At 54.1% G+C, this 16,415-nt stretch carries 19 protein-coding genes and 1 tRNA gene; 10 read left to right on the top strand and 10 right to left on the bottom strand.

Annotation, left to right across the window (positions count from 1 at the left end):
- Positions 1 to 59: 59 nt before the first annotated feature.
- Positions 60 to 533 (top strand): hypothetical protein, encoded by a 474-nt coding sequence (locus tag DFR30_RS00985; RefSeq protein WP_132970899.1) that lies wholly within the window; start codon positions 60 to 62, stop codon positions 531 to 533.
- 390 nt (positions 534 to 923) lie between these two features.
- On the opposite strand, the gene DFR30_RS00980 is transcribed toward DFR30_RS00985, so the two are convergent.
- Entirely contained in the window at positions 924 to 2,042 is a 1,119-nt protein-coding gene (locus tag DFR30_RS00980; protein WP_132970898.1) for an IS110 family RNA-guided transposase, read from the bottom strand.
- Positions 2,043 to 2,196: 154 nt separating this feature from the next.
- On the opposite strand from DFR30_RS00980, the gene DFR30_RS00975 reads away from it, so the two are divergent.
- From DFR30_RS00975 to DFR30_RS00965, 3 genes are all read left to right on the top strand, one after another.
- The gene (locus DFR30_RS00975; RefSeq protein WP_132970897.1) at positions 2,197 to 2,844 is read left to right on the top strand and encodes a hypothetical protein; all 648 of its coding nucleotides are present in this window, start codon (positions 2,197 to 2,199) and stop codon (positions 2,842 to 2,844) included.
- A 137-nt stretch (positions 2,845 to 2,981) separates the two neighbouring features.
- Positions 2,982 to 3,221, top strand: coding sequence for a DUF4160 domain-containing protein (locus DFR30_RS00970; RefSeq protein ID WP_132970896.1), 240 nt, complete (start codon positions 2,982 to 2,984; stop codon positions 3,219 to 3,221).
- Positions 3,181 to 3,441 carry a DUF2442 domain-containing protein gene (locus DFR30_RS00965; protein ID WP_132974326.1) on the top strand — a complete coding sequence of 87 codons (261 nt, stop codon included), beginning with the start codon at positions 3,181 to 3,183 and terminating at the stop codon, positions 3,439 to 3,441. Before DFR30_RS00970 ends, DFR30_RS00965 begins: the two co-directional genes overlap by 41 nt.
- Positions 3,442 to 3,630: 189 nt before the next feature.
- Here the strand turns inward: DFR30_RS00965 and DFR30_RS00960 are convergent, their stop codons facing one another.
- The 5 genes from DFR30_RS00960 to DFR30_RS00940 all read right to left on the bottom strand — a co-directional run bounded on the left by DFR30_RS00960 (position 3,631) and on the right by DFR30_RS00940 (position 7,593).
- On the bottom strand, positions 3,631 to 4,425 hold the full coding sequence (locus DFR30_RS00960; protein WP_132970895.1) for an ABC transporter permease: 795 nt from the start codon (positions 4,423 to 4,425) through the stop codon (positions 3,631 to 3,633).
- A complete protein-coding gene (locus DFR30_RS00955) occupies positions 4,422 to 5,048 on the bottom strand; it encodes an ABC transporter ATP-binding protein (protein ID WP_243640642.1) in 627 nt (208 codons plus the stop codon). Before DFR30_RS00955 ends, DFR30_RS00960 begins: the two co-directional genes overlap by 4 nt.
- 113 nt (positions 5,049 to 5,161) lie before the next feature.
- Positions 5,162 to 6,460, bottom strand: a complete 1,299-nt coding sequence (locus DFR30_RS00950) for an ammonium transporter (protein ID WP_132970894.1) — start codon at positions 6,458 to 6,460, stop codon at positions 5,162 to 5,164.
- Between the two features lie 19 nt (positions 6,461 to 6,479).
- A complete protein-coding gene (gene glnK / locus DFR30_RS00945; protein ID WP_132970893.1) occupies positions 6,480 to 6,818 on the bottom strand; it encodes a P-II family nitrogen regulator in 339 nt (112 codons plus the stop codon).
- Positions 6,819 to 6,891: 73 nt separating this feature from the next.
- Positions 6,892 to 7,593 (bottom strand): TorF family putative porin, encoded by a 702-nt coding sequence (locus DFR30_RS00940; RefSeq protein WP_132970892.1) that lies wholly within the window; start codon positions 7,591 to 7,593, stop codon positions 6,892 to 6,894.
- Between the two features lie 293 nt (positions 7,594 to 7,886).
- On the opposite strand from DFR30_RS00940, the gene ubiK reads away from it, so the two are divergent.
- From ubiK to DFR30_RS00925, 3 genes are all read left to right on the top strand, one after another.
- Entirely contained in the window at positions 7,887 to 8,165 is a 279-nt protein-coding gene (gene ubiK, locus DFR30_RS00935; protein ID WP_132970891.1) for a ubiquinone biosynthesis accessory factor UbiK, read from the top strand.
- Between the two features lie 120 nt (positions 8,166 to 8,285).
- A complete protein-coding gene (locus tag DFR30_RS00930) occupies positions 8,286 to 9,821 on the top strand; it encodes a YifB family Mg chelatase-like AAA ATPase (protein WP_132970890.1) in 1,536 nt (511 codons plus the stop codon).
- Positions 9,822 to 9,899: 78 nt separating this feature from the next.
- The gene (locus DFR30_RS00925; protein ID WP_132970889.1) at positions 9,900 to 11,936 is read left to right on the top strand and encodes a UvrD-helicase domain-containing protein; all 2,037 of its coding nucleotides are present in this window, start codon (positions 9,900 to 9,902) and stop codon (positions 11,934 to 11,936) included.
- Positions 11,937 to 12,004: 68 nt separating this feature from the next.
- Here the strand turns inward: DFR30_RS00925 and DFR30_RS00920 are convergent, their stop codons facing one another.
- Positions 12,005 to 12,481 (bottom strand): c-type cytochrome, encoded by a 477-nt coding sequence (locus DFR30_RS00920; protein WP_207891773.1) that lies wholly within the window; start codon positions 12,479 to 12,481, stop codon positions 12,005 to 12,007.
- A gap of 215 nt (positions 12,482 to 12,696) precedes the next feature.
- Between DFR30_RS00920 and DFR30_RS00915 the strand changes: the two genes are divergently transcribed.
- From DFR30_RS00915 to DFR30_RS00905, 3 genes are all read left to right on the top strand, one after another.
- Positions 12,697 to 13,395: a putative metalloprotease CJM1_0395 family protein gene (locus DFR30_RS00915; RefSeq protein WP_132970888.1), complete on the top strand. Its 699-nt coding sequence runs from the start codon at positions 12,697 to 12,699 to the stop codon at positions 13,393 to 13,395.
- An 11-nt stretch (positions 13,396 to 13,406) separates the two neighbouring features.
- Entirely contained in the window at positions 13,407 to 13,634 is a 228-nt protein-coding gene (locus DFR30_RS00910) for a hypothetical protein (RefSeq protein ID WP_132970887.1), read from the top strand.
- A 67-nt stretch (positions 13,635 to 13,701) separates the two neighbouring features.
- Positions 13,702 to 13,778: transfer RNA gene (locus DFR30_RS00905), tRNA-Arg, on the top strand.
- A 14-nt stretch (positions 13,779 to 13,792) separates the two neighbouring features.
- Here DFR30_RS00905 and DFR30_RS00900 read toward each other — a convergent pair.
- From DFR30_RS00900 to DFR30_RS00890, 3 genes are all read right to left on the bottom strand, one after another.
- Positions 13,793 to 14,752: an MBL fold metallo-hydrolase gene (locus DFR30_RS00900; RefSeq protein WP_132970886.1), complete on the bottom strand. Its 960-nt coding sequence runs from the start codon at positions 14,750 to 14,752 to the stop codon at positions 13,793 to 13,795.
- 63 nt (positions 14,753 to 14,815) lie between these two features.
- Positions 14,816 to 15,619, bottom strand: a complete 804-nt coding sequence (gene tcdA, locus DFR30_RS00895; RefSeq protein WP_132970885.1) for a tRNA cyclic N6-threonylcarbamoyladenosine(37) synthase TcdA — start codon at positions 15,617 to 15,619, stop codon at positions 14,816 to 14,818.
- The gene (locus DFR30_RS00890) at positions 15,616 to 16,380 is read right to left on the bottom strand and encodes a TatD family hydrolase (RefSeq protein ID WP_132970884.1); all 765 of its coding nucleotides are present in this window, start codon (positions 16,378 to 16,380) and stop codon (positions 15,616 to 15,618) included. Before DFR30_RS00890 ends, tcdA begins: the two co-directional genes overlap by 4 nt.
- Positions 16,381 to 16,415: the final 35 nt, after the last annotated feature.

Below are 16,415 nucleotides of genomic sequence, written 5' to 3'. Positions count from 1 at the left end.
CAGCTTCGCTGGCTGCGGCTGGGCTTAATCGTTATACGACAAAGGAGTAGAGATTCTTTATGGCCTCGAAATATTTCACACAGTACTGGACTAACGATCAATGGAAGTTGGAAACCGACCATGCAAATCGCGGCTATACAGCGCTAGATCATACGGCTGGTAACCAGTTCAGGAAAGCTGGCGTTGGAATAGGTGATGTCATATTTGTTGTAACGGTAAAAAAAGGTCAGCTCTTCCTTGGGGGCAAGATTGTTGTCACAAAGCTATGTAGTCAATCAGAAGCGGAGAATCTGTTCAAAACAGATTTTGGGCTATATCAAGCAAATGAGCATTTGATTGGGTCAAAAAACCCGGACAGATTTCGGCCGACACTTAAAGTGCCGGTGAAGATTGTTGAGGCCTTGTATTTCGAAAGTTCAGATGGGCCGAAACCCCTGAAATTTAAGTCGCAAGGAGTGCTAGACCAGCAAACTCTGCGTGGAGTCCGTAGGCTAACTCCTCGATCTGCGGAAGAGCTCAGCAAGCTGTTGTGACGTATAACCACAGCACCCAGTGCGCCCCTTCGGGGCTCGGACCTCGCTTACGCTCGGCCGCTGGTGCTGGCCGATATGGTTCGTAGTGTCAAGTAGCACAAATGCAGCCACCGCCTCTCACCAAGACGTGATTAGATTTTATAAGACAACGCATGAGAGGAGGCACTGCCAGTAATCGCGACGGTTGATCTTGCTGATATCCGCGGATTGATTACCGCATTACTTGTATACGTCGTGGAGCTGCCTCAGTCTAGGTACGAGCGTTTTTTTCAGTCTCTTAACGTCGTCGAGGATTCTCCGGAAACGTGACAGTGCCACCGCCGATGAGTTGTCCAGTTGTCAGGTTTGTAAAATAGACATTACCTCGCAGTTTGATAAGTTGACGGTTCGCTAGTGAACCTGCTTTAGGTGTACGTGGTGTGCGATGTCCCAAATGAAGGCTGCCAGTTCACGGGCGATGGCGGTTACGACGACGTTTTTGTTTTTGCCACGCCCGACAAGCTTGCGGTAACGGGCACAGAGGCGTACTTGCGCCTTCCAGGCGATCTCACGGATCCTGATTGGCAGGTTTTCCTGGCGCAGCTGGATTTCACGACTGACCTTGGCCTGGTATCGATACGCCCAGGCAGCCTCGATGAGAATACGTCTGGCATGCCGGTTGCCGCTTTTGGTAATGGGTCCAAGCCGAATGCGTTCACCGGAGGAGTATTGCGACGGCACCAGTCCCAGAAAACACATCAGCTGGCGAGGATTATCGAATCGGGTCAGATCGCCGAGTTCAGCGATGAAGGTGACTGCATTGATAAAGCGCACCCCACGCAGGGCTTGAAGTGCGCTGACCAGCGGCGCGAAGTGCCAGTTTTTGACGTGTTCTTTGAGCATACGCTCCAGGCGTTCGATACGATGCGTGCGTTCGGTAATGGTGTTGACGTATTCCTGGAAGACGATTTGCTGCGCCGGTGTGGGCATGATGACTTCGGTGAGCCAGCGCAGATGAGCCTCGTTCCAGTCAGCCCGGCCTTCATATCGGATCGCATGACGTAGCAGAAAGGACTTGAGGCGTTGGCGGGCGGCTTTTTGATCGAGCATGGCGTCCTCACGTGCACGGGATAGATCACGGATCGCCTCGTCATCGACATCGGGCACGTAGACCGGTGCCAGATCCCCGGCTCGATAGAGTTGAGCCAGGCGCAGGGCGTCACGACGGTCGGTTTTGACCCGGTCACCGGGTTTTTTGGGAATGAGGGAGGGCGCAACCACCGCGCACTGGTGCTGCTTGCGTGTGAGGTGTCGGTAGAGGCCGAAGCCGCAAGGACCGGCCTCGTAGACGAACTTCAGAGTAGAGGCCTCACGCTTGAGTTTGGCCACGAGTTTATCGATGGCATCGATGCGGTTGTATATCTGCCCGTAGTGGCGGACCTTGCCATTGAGACGATTCGTGGCGATAGCTACATCGATGGTTTCCTTATGAACATCCATTCCGACGAAGAGTGTGCTAGATTTGGGCATGTCGACCTCCGATCTCGTTTGTGATGTCTAGGGACTCACAATTATGGCTCTGGCTTTGCTAATCCGCGAATATGGGACGGAGGTCGGCGCTACCGACGAGAACCATTATGTCTATGTTGCAGTCATACAAAGGTTCAGTACCTGAGGATTCTCAATGGAAACGGTTGCGATAATTATTCTAATTGTTGTTGGGTTCATTATATTCGCAGTAGTGCGAGGCGTTAAGCCCGAATCAAAAACAGATGACCAACTTTGGTCTCTCTACCTGCGTTCTATGAAATCTGGGGATATCGGAGCCGCAGATCGCGAAAAAATCGAGGCCGAATTGAGAAAGAGGGGGGTATTGGACGATGAGGGTTCTAAAGCACGCCCACGTTCTGCTGAAACGCATCCTAACCAACTAAAAGCCGCAAAACTTCGCGAGGCTGCTCGTAAAGCTTACGACGAAGGGTGGAAGATGGGGCAAAGCAAATGGACAGGAGATGAAAAGAAATGTCATCAGCATGCATTGACCACAGTATTGCTTCGGCGCATTCAAGCAGAATCAGGTGCGCCTGAAATATCAACGGAACTCATAAATACCTTAAACATAGAAACAATCCCATTTAACGCGTTAACACCAGATGCTGGTAAAGACGCAATTTGTGAGTATGTCGTCTGGAGAGAATACCCCGATCTAGCGAATGTGAATGTTGTTCAAAATGCCGTTAATGTAATAAGAGAAAAGGGCTTCGTTGAAGATCTGCTTGATGGTGGAAAGAAGAAGTCTCTTAAATGGCTTCAATGGTCAAAATTACTTTGATCTATTCTGGCATCATTACAAAATCTGGGAACATGGTGATATTGCAACATAACCATTGCCTCAAACCGACCGCCTACGTCGCTGGCGCGACTCCGGCGTCGGTTTAGGCAAGCCGTTATGCGCCATGAAGGAGCAGTATGAGTCCGACAGTATTTAGGGAAAGAGGCTATCGATTTTTCTTCTTCTCACGAGAAGAAACGCGTATGCACGTCCACGTTTACTGTGGCGATGGAGAGGTAAAGTATTGGTTAGAACCGGAAATTGAGCTAGCGAGAAACCACCATCTTTCTCGGGTACAATTGAGGCAAATCGAGCAGTTGATTGAGGAACATTATGATGAGCTCACAGACGCTTGGCGAGAACATTTCCCAACCTGAAATCACCAACGTTTCTAGTCATGGTGTGTGGATTCTTTGTGGCAACAAAGAACTCTTCATGTCATACGAAGATTTCCCTTGGTTTAAGGATGTGCCAGTTGGGAAAATACTTAATGTCGAAGAAGTGTCACCCGGCCATTTATATTGGCCAGATCTGGATGTCGATATTGGCATTGAGACGATAGAGCACCCAGAACGCTTCCCACTAAAAGCAAAATAGCGCATAACCAGTCATTCGAGCCGACGCTAAAAATCAGCGCGGCTCAATTCTAAGGGCTTGCTGTGTCGCCAAGTTGTACGCGCCGACCATTACTGAAGCTTTTAAAATTATTGAATCAATGAATGAAACATAACGATGCTATCGAGTATGCATACGGATGAATCACACCGCTCCAGGGATCTGCCCCGATCAGTCAGTCTTGCTCAGACGGTCAAGTCGCAGGCGCAGACGGTCATCAAACAACCGCCGTACACCAAAGTGCATTGCTGCCATAGTGCCAAACCCTGCCCCGCCTGAAATCAGAAACATGATCATGATCTGGTATTTAACGGCTTCCACCGGTGCTGCGCCGGCGAGTATCTGACCGGTCATCATACCCGGCAGGCTGACGATGCCTGCCGCGGCCATGGCGTTGATTATGGGTATCAGTCCTGTGCGAAACACCTGCTGCCGAATATCGGCAATCGCTTCCTGGTGGCTGTAGCCCAGCATCAAGCGCGCCTCGATCACGTCACGCTGGTCACTGGCAGAGCTGGTCAGGCGGTCCAGTGCCAGGGCGATGCCGTTCATGGTGTTGCCAAGCAACATCCCCAACAAGGGTATCGCGTACTGCGGCTCGTACCAGGGCTGGTTACCAATCACGATAATGAGCGCAAACAATGCCACAGAGAAAGACGAAATGAACATCGACAGCGCGCCGATGCCATACCCCCACCAACCGGTAAAACGCCGGTGTTGCCGTGCCATGACTTCGCGGCCGGCCACGGCGAGCATGAACAGGGAAAGCAATGCGACCCACACGATATGACTGTTGGCAAACAGCACTTTCAGCACTAGCCCGATCAGTGTGAGCTGGATAGCCGTACGTATGGCGGCAATTGTCAGTTGTCCGGCAATCTCCGGGTAGATACGCAGGGAACTCAGTGCCAGCGCCACCACCAGCAGTGCTGCCAGTGACAGGTCGAAGAGGCCCAGTGTAATCATTCTGCGACAGCCGCCGGTTTGAGATGGCTGTTTTCGAGCAGCAGCCGCTGCCGGGCGATGCGCCGTATCTGGTCAGCGGCGTGCGTGACCCAGAGGCAGGCGGCTTTAGCCTGAGAGATGTATTCACCGATCAGGGTTTCAACACGCTGCGTACTTTGTGCATCCAGGTTGGCAGTTGGTTCATCCAGTAACAACACCCGTGGCTGATTCTCCAGCAGGCGAAGCACAGCAAGTCGCTGGCGCTCGCCACTGGACAGACGCTCGACTTTCCAGTCCTTCACCTGATCATCAAAACCCAGCCGCCCGAACGGCACACTGGCGGGATCGCGAAAGTGTTCACCTACGGTCTGCGCCCACCAACGACTCTCCGCCGGCAGGTAGGCCACCTTGCGCCGCCAGCTTTGCGGATCGATGCTTTCACGCACCACATTATCGAGCATGACTTTACCGGTATTCAGGTCGAGGTCTGCAATGGCGCGCAACAGGCGTGTTTTACCGGAGCCGCTCGCGCCGGACAGGCACACGGGTTCTGCATCCTTGAGCGTCAGTGAGATGTCCTGCAACACGGCGCAGGTAAGATGTTCGACAATAAGCAATGAACTGCCTCGATTCCGGTATATCACTCATTGTACCCTCCAGACCGGCAACCATAAACGATGCAAAAAAAAACGGGCGCCGAAGCGCCCGTTTCGTAACGACAGTCTTGTGAGGCGGTAGCTATTCCACCCCGAAGACCCTAGATACCGGAACCACGATTACCGGTAAATTCGGGGTAAGCTTCCATGCCACATTCGGCAAGGTCGACACCCTCGAACTCTTCTTCTTCGCTGACGCGGAGTCCCATAATCATCTTGATAACCATCCAGGTAACGAAGCTGACACCGAATACCCAGACGAAGATGGTAATGAGCCCCATGAACTGACCACCGAAAGTAGCATCGCCGTTCGTCAACGGTACAGCCATCAGTCCCCACATGCCAACCACGCCGTGTACAGAAATAGCGCCTACCGGATCGTCGATCTTCAGTTTATCCAGGAAGATAATCGACAACACGACCAGCACGCCACCGACACCGCCGATCAACGTCGCCGACAATGCCGTTGGTGTAGAAGGCTCTGCAGTAATGGCAACCAGGCCAGCCAGTGCGCCGTTGAGCGCCATGGTCAAATCAGCCTTGCCGAACAACATACGTGCAACAACCAGCGCAACGATCACGCCACCCGCAGCTGCCGCATTGGTGTTCAGGAACACCATGGCCACCGAGTTTGCACTGGCAACGTCGCCCAGCTTCAGCACGGAGCCGCCGTTAAAGCCAAACCAGCCCATCCACAGAATGAACGTGCCCAGTGTCGCCAGTGGCAGGTTGGCACCCGGAATCGGGTGTACTTCACCGTTAGGCCCGTATTTACCCTTACGTGCGCCGAGCAGCAGGACACCGGCAAGCGCAGCAGACGCACCTGCAAGGTGCACAATACCGGAGCCGGCAAAGTCAGAGAAGCCATAATCGTCACCGAGACTGAACAGGCCGAAGACAGATTTTCCGCCCCAGGTCCATGCACCTTCCATCGGGTAGATGTAGGCCGTCATGACAATCGCGAATACCGCGAATGCCCACAGCTTCATACGTTCGGCAACAGCGCCGGACACAATCGACATCGCAGTAGCAACGAACACTACCTGGAAGAAGAAATCGGATGCAGCGGAATATACAGAATCGCCGCCAAAACCATTCTCCTTCGAGGACACCAGCACAGCAGCAACCATGGCATCGCTATCGGCCGCACCACCCGTAGCGATGTCCTTCAGGAAAATACCACCGTCATACATGATGTCATAGCCAACTACCATATATGCCGTACAGGCTATGGCGAACAGCATAACGTTCTTGGTCAGAATCTCAGTTGTGTTCTTGGCACGTACCAGACCGGCTTCCAGCATGGCAAAGCCCGCTGCCATCCACATAACCAGCGCACCCATCACCAGAAAATAGAAGGTATCGAGGGCGTATTGCAGTTGAAAAATTTGATCTTCCATCTGTTTATCCTCCCGTAGGCTACAGCGCTTCCGGACCGGTTTCACCGGTTCGGATTCGCACTGCCTGCTCTAACGGATATACAAAGATTTTTCCGTCACCGATTTTGCCAGTGTTGGCCGCTTTTGAAATTGCTTCGATTACCTGCTCGGTCAAATCGTCGTTGATGGCAACTTCGAGTTTGACCTTGGGCAGGAAATCCACCACATATTCCGCGCCGCGGTACAACTCAGTGTGTCCTTTCTGGCGTCCAAATCCTTTTACTTCAGTGACCGTGATGCCCGTTACACCAATCTCGGACAACGACTCACGCACGTCGTCGAGCTTGAAGGGCTTGATGATTGCAGATACCAGCTTCATCAGAAGGTCTCCCAGGTTAGTTGCCCGCCCCGAAGGGCGGACTGATTTAAATCATCCGAAACGTAACGCCGTCTCAGAAATCTTTTGTCCAGCCAACGGTGAACAGTGCGGCGCCATTGGTTACACCATTGTCACTGTCGCCATCGGTCTGGTCGTAGGCAAGACTGAAAGCGCCGAGTTCGCCGACATCCTTGCTGGCGGTCAGGTTCCAGTGGGTATAAGACAGTTCATCAGCCGGGGCCAGCTGGGATGATCCGTCATCGTCAAAGTCGTAATAACCGATCAGTGCACTGAAGCTGATGCCATCCACTTCCATGGGGAGGTCTGCGCCCAGTGCAAAATAGAAGTCGCCTTCGCCATAGGCGGAGTCGACATCACTGTCTCGCTTTTCCCAGGGGGTGTAGGAGATCTGTGCGGAAAGCATGCCCATGCTAAGGCCAAGGCTCAGCTCAAGGTAATCGAGGTCATTCGAGTCGTTCGGGTAGGCAAAATACAGCGCGTTGACATCGTAACCGATAGAACCCACCTCACCTGCAAAGCCGGTATACAGGTCGAGTTCGGTACCACCAGCGGCAACGTCAGACATCCAGGTACCCGCATAGAAACCGGCACCGGAGTCGTAATCGAGGCCACCGGAAACTGCGGCACCATCACTCAGCTCAACACCACGGAAAATGTATTTGCTGTGGGCGCCAATATTTGCGCTCAGTTCTGCCTGTGCGACACCGGCAGAAGCGAGCAGTGCAGCTGCAACGAGAGTTTTTGAAAATTTCATGTGAGGACTCCTATATCCATCAAATATTTTTAACTGACTTAACGTGTAACAATCTTTCGCTCGCCACTACAGGGGTTAAACGGCTTTGAGCGTACGCCATGCAATTGCAGTTCCTGTGCCAGACTTTAATATTCTTATATTTCAATCAGTTAGTATATTTTCTGTAGTAGAGGCCCATTTTTGGTGCACCAAAGCTGCGCCCCGTTTCTGTGCATGCCACGGCAGCGCACCTAAACAGTGCATTTTCGCCGTACATCTGGACGCAACAGCCATCCCTGGTTTAAGGTGAGTGCATGCTGGATCCAAAACTCCTCGATGACCTGACCCGGCGCCTCTCCGGCGCTATACCGCCTGCCGCAAAGGCAATGCAGGCTGATATGGAAAAAAACCTGCGCGCAGCCGTGCAATCAGCGCTGTCCAGGCTTGACCTGGTCACGCGCGAGGAATTTGACGTGCAAACCAAAGTACTCGCACGTTCGCGTGCCAAGATCGAACAACTGGAGAAACAGGTGGGTGAACTCGAGGCCCGGCTGCTGAAGGACAAAGCGGATACACAGGGAACTACTGGCTGAATCGTCATGCCGGCACAGGCCGGCATCCAGTTGCACTGACGTCTATGGATTCCGGCCTGCGCCGGCATGACGTAAAGAAAAATGGCACGGATGCCATTTAAACCAACCAGGGATGGAGTCATGTCACTAGCCATTGTGTTCAGTCGCGCCCAGCTGGGTGTAGATGCCCCACTGGTTACCGTAGAAGTTCATCTGTCCAACGGTCTGCCGGCGCTATCGATCGTCGGTCTGCCGGAAGCCGCCGTGCGTGAAAGCCGTGAGCGGGTGCGTAGTGCACTGCTGCACAGTGGTTTTGAGTTTCCCGCACGCCGCCTCACTGTAAACCTTGCTCCGGCAGACTTGCCCAAGCAGGGCGGACGCTATGACCTTGCAATTGCGATTGGTATCCTGGCCGCGTCCGGACAGATACCCGATGAAGCACTTTCTGAATATGAATTTGTAGCCGAGCTTGCGCTGGGCGGTGGTCTGCGGCCTGTACATGGCGTGTTGCCTGGTGCCCTGGCCTGCCGTAAGGCACAGCGTCGTCTTATCTGCGCACGCGACAATGCGGCGGAAGCTGCACTGGCCGACCCCGCCAACAGCCTGGTTGCTGATCAGCTGCTTGATATCTGTCAACACCTGCGCAAACTGGAACCTCTGGATCGTCCACAAGACCCGCTACTCACACATGCCCTCCCCACTGAACTACCCGATCTGATTGATGTACGTGGCCAGGCGCATGCACGACGTGCGCTGGAAATCACCGCTGCAGGTGCGCATAATCTGTTGTTGATCGGCCCACCCGGCACAGGCAAAACCCTGCTCGCCAGCCGCCTGCCCGGCTTGCTCCCGCCGCTCAGTGAAACCGAAGCGCTGGAAGCCGCAGCCGTTCAGTCTGTATGCGGAAAGCCACTTGATATCCAGCGATGGAGAACACGACCGTTTCGCGCACCCCATCACAATGCGACAGCTGCAGCGCTGGTCGGTGGTGGCTCTATCCCCCGACCCGGCGAGATCTCACTGGCACATAACGGTGTACTGTTTCTTGACGAGCTGCCTGAATTCCAGCGCCATGCACTGGATATGCTGCGTGAGCCCATGGAGACCGGCAGCGTGACGGTTTCGCGTGCCAGCGCGCGAGCGGAATTCCCCGCCCGCTTCCAGTTTGTCGCCGCCATGAATCCCTGCCCGTGCGGGTATCTCGGTGATGAAGAACACGACTGCCAGTGTTCCCTGCTACAGATACAACGTTACCGCGCAAGGGTTTCCGGACCGCTTCTGGATCGTATCGACCTGCACGTTGACATGCCACGCCTGCCATGGCGGCAGCTGGAGCAGGAAATTGGTGAAAACAGCGCCACAGTCAGACAGCGCGTTATACAAGCGAGAGAAAGACAGCAGGTACGCGGCCGACTCAATGCCCACCTGACGCTGGTCGATCTCGAAGAAGTGTGCCAGCTGGGTCGTGCAGAAAAACAACTGATCGACAAGGTCGCAACCCGCTTCCGCCTTTCGCCGCGGGCAATTCACCGGATACAACGGGTAGCGCGCTCTATCGCCGACCTCGATGACAGTATGAAGGTTACTCACATACATCTGCAGGAAGCCTGCAGCTACCGCTGCAATGAAGGCAAGCCTTCCCGCACAGTTAGCATGGCATCCGGGTGCCAGAGCTGAACGGACGGCGTGACCCGGTATCTCAGACACGAATATCCGGATATTTCAAGCTGACGATTTTTCTGAAGACTCGCTACAATGCCGGTATGTATTTTCCTCCTGCCTGTATTACCCTGCGTGCCTGACCTCAATCCCCAGCAAAGAGCCGCAATGCGTGAAACCGAAGCACCGCTGCTGGTACTGGCCGGCGCGGGAAGCGGCAAGACGCGCGTCATCACGCACAAGATCGCTCACCTGATCGGGCAATGTGGTGTGCCGGCAAAGCATATCATTGCCGTCACCTTCACCAACAAGGCTGCACGTGAAATGCGTGAGCGCGTTAACCAGTTGCTGAGCAAAGACGCAGGCAAGGGTTTAATCGTTTCCACTTTCCATACCCTCGGCATGCGCATCCTGCGTCGTGAAGCCATACGACTCGACTACAAGCCGAACTTTTCCATTTTCGACAGCCAGGACAGCCTGCACCTTATCGACGAACTGATGCGCAAAAGCCCTGCAGCTTTCGATAACGACACCCTGCGCAACCGCATCTCCGACTGGAAAAACGAATTGCTGTTGCCGGCGCAGGCACTAAAGCTGGCAAGTGATCAATTTGAGCAGTCAGCCGCACTCTTGTATGCCGAATACCAGCGCAGCCTGAAGGCCTATAACGCGTTCGATTTCGATGACCTTATCATGCAGCCTGTGCTGGCGCTGCAGGAACACGATGCAACACGCGAATACTGGCAGGGGCGCGTGCGTCACCTGCTAATGGACGAATACCAGGACACCAACACCGCGCAGTACAAACTGGTTCAGCTACTGGTCGGAAAGACCACAGCCTTTACTGCAGTGGGTGATGATGATCAGTCTATCTATGCATGGCGCGGCGCCAACCCGGAAAACCTGCAACGCCTGAAAGACGACTTCCCGCGCCTGAAGGTCGTCAAGCTGGAACAGAACTACCGTTCTGCCGGTTGCATCCTGAAATGCGCCAATACCTTGATTGCAAAAAATCCGCACGTATTCGAAAAACAGTTATGGAGTACGCTGGGCTACGGTACACCATTAAAGATCCTGGCCTGTCGCGATGCCGACCATGAAGCGGAACGCGTCGTTTCGGAAATCCTGCACCATCAGTTCACGCACAGTGCGCGACACAGTGATTACGCCATCCTGTATCGCGGCAATCACCAGTCACGTAATTTTGAAAAAGTCCTTCGTGAACACAGCATCAGCTACCACCTCAGTGGCGGCACTTCATTTTTTGAATATCGGGAAGTAAAAGATCTGATTGCCTACTTGCGACTACTGGTTAACGATGCCGATGACCGTGCTTTCCTGCGCGTAGTCAATACACCACGCCGTGAGCTGGGTGCTGCAACGCTTGAAAAGCTCGCTGGTTTTGCCACACAACATAACATGAGTCTGCTGGAAGCCTGCTTTGAGGATGCGCTCGCCGAGGTGCTGAACAAACGCGCGCTGGGTCGGCTACAGGAATTTGCACACTGGATCGTCGGGTTGGGCGACGAGGCGGAACGCGGTGAAGCCATGTCGGTGATCCACCGCCTGATGCGTGATACCGACTACAACAACTGGCTGTTCGACAGCGCCAAGGATCCCGGCGAAGGCGAGCGCCGCTTGCAGCATGTTAATGAACTGGTCGGTTGGCTGGAACACATGGGCGAAAAAAGTGAAACCGAAATGACACTCGCCGACCGCGTGAATCGCATTGCCCTGCTCGACCGGCTGGACCGTGACGACGAGGGAAATGAAAACTGCGTACGCCTGATGACACTGCACGCCGCAAAGGGACTGGAGTTCCCGCACGTCTTCATGGTCGGCATGGAAGAAAATCTGTTGCCGCACAGAAGCGCAATCGAAGCGGACGACTTCGACGAGGAGCGCAGACTGGCCTACGTCGGCATCACGCGCGCACAGAAAACCCTGACATTGACCTATGCAACCAAACGCCGTCGTGCCGGCGAATGGGAAAGCCGTGAGCCCAGCCGCTTTCTGCACGAGTTGCCGGAGGACGATGTGCAGTGGGATAAACCGGGCAGCCGCAAAAACCCGGAAGAGCAGAAGGAACGCGGGCAAGCGCACCTGGCGCAATTGCGAGGCATGTTGTCCTGACCTGTAACTCTCGCCCACAAAAAAGGCCGCTTGCGCGGCCTTTTTTTAACAAAACGCTCCCGCAAAACCTACAAGCCGGTTTCCTTCAGCATGTACTCGATAGCGCCTTTAAGCTCATCATCAGAGCAGGCTGCACAGGTACCCTTCGGCGGCATGGCATTGATACCACTGATGGCCGACTTGAGCAGGCCATCGACGCCCTTTGATGCACGCGGGCTCCAGGCCGCCTTGTCACCCACCTTGGGCGCACCGGCAACACCGGTACTGTGACAGGCCATACAAGCGCCACTGTAGACATCTTTGCCCGAACGTGGGCCCGCCGCTACCACCGGTGCTGCCGCTGCGGCAGGCACATCACCCACATTCACCTCACCGACCGGCTTGATATTCTCATATATCTTGGCCTGCATGCGCTCATTTGGGCCTGCCTCATCCTTGTCGCTGGTAACAATATCAGCCACGAAATAGAAGCCAATCGCCACAATAACCAGCACCGAAAGTACGCCAGCGAAGCTCTTTACCAGAGCCTTGTCATGTTCACTCACTTGATTCTCCTGAAATTCAGTTGGTTAAGATCGTATTTGTGCATAAGCGCGAGGTGTAAAACACCTCACAAGCTTGAAATCCGGGCGGCAAGTATAGCGGCAACAGCCTGTTCTGGAAACAATAACCCCTCATGCCAGTAAAGTATTCCGTCTGCTCGCCGCTAACGAATTCGAGGGAACGCTAACAGCGGGCGGATGGCCCGGAGGTTATCGCCATGAATATCGACACACAGTTTCCTCAACCCCTCGCCCCGGCATTAAGCCAGCGTCCGCTCGACAAACCGGTTGAGCAGACTACCACGCGTCCTGTTGAAAACCCCAGACCCTCAGATGGTATAACCGACAAGCCCCAGCGCGAAGCAGCCAAATCACGTAACGAAGACCCGAAAACCTCTGCGAATGATAACAGTCGCGCTCCACGCAACGATGCAGAACTTAACCAGGACGAAAAAGCCGAAGTGGAAAAACTGCGCGCGCGCGACCGCGAGGTTCGTGCCCACGAAGCTGCACATAAGACCGCTGCTGGCAGCTATGCACGTGGGTCTGCGCAGTTCAGCTTTGAAAGTGGCCCTGATGGACGGCGTTATGCCGTAGGCGGTGAAGTCAGCATCGATACATCAAAAACCAGCGGCGACCCCGAGGCGACCATCCGCAAGGCACAGACTATTCGCCGCGCTGCCAACGCACCTGCCCAGCCATCCGGACAGGACCGCAGTGTGGCTGCCCAGGCAACACAAATGGAAACTGAGGCGCGGCGCGAACTGCTGGAAACAAAAAACAGCTCGCCGGAAGGTGGTCCTGCTGAATCCGCTTCAGAAGCTGGCCATTCCACACCGACATCTCCCGAAAACCGTATTCAGAATGCCGGTACCGAACCCGCTCCGGTTGGTGACCTGCTCGACGTTATCGTCTGAGGAAACAGTTGATGAAAATTGAAGGCGCTCTCTCCCAGGCTATCACCGGTATCCAGCGTGGTCTTTCCAGCGCACGCGACAATGCCGAAAAAATCGCCAATGCCGGCACTGGCAACCCTGCCGACCTGGTCGAACCCATGGTTGGCCTCAAACTCGATACACTCCAGGTACAGGCTTCAGCCGAAGTCCTCAAGGCTGTCGATAAAATGCTCGGCTCGCTGTTTGACGAAGAAGCCTGATTCACTCCCGTATTTCCTGTAGCGCCAGTCGCCCGGTTGGCGGTATCATTCGCCCTCACAACGACACGCGCCCGTAGCTCAGTTGGATAGAGTATCGGTTTCCGAAACCGAGGGTCACAGGTTCGAATCCTGTCGGGCGCGCCATTTAAAACAATACCTCACTGAAACTCGGCTTCCTCAATCTGCAGGTATGCAAGACTGACGTGCTTGCCAACCTGTTTCTCGAATCCCGACCATTCCGAGTAGGCGTCAAGGGCTTCGACCACTTTTCCCTTCATCGCATAATCACTCACACCATCGTCATAGTATTTCTTGACAGTGCTATACAACGTTTTCAGGTAGTACTGGAATTTCTCTGGAACACTGGCATCGCCCGTTGGTCCATGGCCCGGCACATAGATTTTTGCGCCGGTTTCCATAATGCGTTTACAGGCCTCGATGTTGCCCTGGATCGAACCTTCGTCGATACGCGGCACACGATTATTGAGTACATTGTCGCCAAGGAACGCAATGGAACGCTCGGGAATTTCAATCATCACATCTGATGTTGTGTGCGCCTTTCCGAAGTGATGAATCCTGAACGTCATTCCGCCGAATTTGAATTCATCACCATTTTTGACAGCCTTGTTCGGGCCAACAACACGGGTGCCCTTTGTTTTGCCTTCGGTCAATCGCTCCATCAGATCGACCCAGCTCTGTCCCGAGCCGGATTCTATCAGTGAGATCATTTTTGGATGACCGTAGATCGGCACATCCGGATAAACGTCACGGATCGCCTGGTTACCCAGCCAGTGATCACCGTGTATATGCGTATTAAACACGGCAATGATCGGCTCTTTTGTAACTTTTGCCATAACCCGCAGCAGCATTTCCCCGCTCTGGACACTCGCCCCCGGATCGATAACCACAACACCTTCATCCGTGACGGCAAAGGCTGGATTATTCATAAACCCCTGATTTTCCGGCCCTGGCGTACCTAACGGACCATGAATGACGTAGACATCCTCCGCCACCCTGTCGACCGGATAATCCTTTACAGCAGGACCCTTTTCCGCCAGCACGGATAATGGAATCAATAGTGCGGCCAGCAGGGCCAGGCTGGAAGTGAAACATTTCATGAAGAACCTCCTCGATCGGGTAGTATGGCGCAAGGGTGAGACGTTGTATGGCAGCAGTCTATTTCATCGACCGGCTACGCGTCGCTGACAACGCCGCAAATGCTTCTCTATAGCACGTGATACCGCAACAAATCCCATAGTACCTGTGACGAATGTGGCGGAACCATAACCCATACTGCAATCGAGGTGCACTCCGTGTATGCCTGGTTTCTCCTGGCCAACACTGCCGTCAGCTTTCGGATAAACCTGTTGCTGGGAGGAGAACACGCACTCGATGCCGAAATAGCGCCTGGTATTCCTTGAAAAGCCGTGTCTGGCCCGCAATTCTGCACGAACCTTGGCGGCCAGCGGGTCATTGAAAGTACGTGACAGGTCGCGAACCTGTACCTGCCCGGGATCTGTCAGTCCGCCGCCGGCGCCAGTGGTTATAACAGGCATTTTGTTACGCTTGCAGTGATAGATCAGTGCCGCCTTGAAACGAATGCTGTCGATAGCATCGAAAACGTAATCGAAAGGCCTGTCCGGTGGAAGATACTCGAACAGGTTCCGGTCTGTTATGTAGTCATCGATGACTGTAACCCGGCATTCCGGATTTATGTCATGAATACGCTTCTGCATTTCCTGCGTTTTCTTTTCACCGATCACACTTTCCAGCGCATGTACCTGTCGGTTGATATTGGTAGCGCAGATTTCGTCAAAATCAATCAAGGTAATGGCGCCCACGCCGGTACGTGCCAGCGCTTCAGCCGCCCAGGAGCCGACGCCGCCTATTCCAATGACACAAACATTCATGTCCGCAATCCATTGCGCTGCTTCACTGCCGTACAGGCGGACTATGCCGGCAAACCGCTGATCATCTTTACTCATGAAAGACCAAATACTTTGCGTGCATTGTATGTGGTCTGTTGTGCAAGGACATCCGGGGCTGTATCCCGTACCTCGGCAAGTGACTGCAGACAGTGCACCAGGTACTCCGGGCTATTGCGTTCACCCGGATGTTGCGCAACCACCATATCGGGCGCATCGGTTTCGAGCACAATCGCCTCCAGTGGAAGATTGGCGGCGAGGGCGCGGATCTTCCGTGACCGCTCCCAGGTCAGCGTGCCACCGAAGCCCAGCTTAAAGCCTATATCAATATAATGCCGTGCCTGTTGCTCACTCCCGTTGAATGCATGTACGGTTCCGCCAGGGACCGGTATCCTCCCAAGACAGGACAATACCTCGTCATGTGCCTTCCTTACATGCAATACCACGGGGAGTTGTGCTTCCCGGGCAATCGAAAGCTGGGCTTCGAACAAGGTGTGTTGTGCTTCACGGTCCAGTTCACGTTCAAAAAAATCCAGACCAATCTCACCGATCGCCACAGGACGATGTTTTTCAACAGCCTGTTTAAGTTGTGCCAGGTGCTCCGTGCGGTGCCTTGGCAAAAACACCGGGTGCAGGCCAAGTGCCGGGTAAAGCCCTGGCTCCGACTCACACAGTTCAAGCAAACCATCCCAACGGCTTGCCTCGATGCCCGGTACAAGGATATTACGCACGCCCAGCTCACGGGCGCGGCGCAGCACTTGCGCCCGATCAGCATCGAAGGCTTCTACATCCAGGTGGCAATGGGTATCAAACAGCTCCATACAGCGGGATTGTACTGGAGCAGACGCTAGCGTGC

Origin of the sequence: Thiogranum longum (assembly GCF_004339085.1) — a bacterium.
GTDB lineage: Bacteria > Pseudomonadota > Gammaproteobacteria > DSM-19610 > DSM-19610 > Thiogranum > Thiogranum longum.
This window is presented reverse-complemented; position numbering and strand designations above follow the sequence as displayed.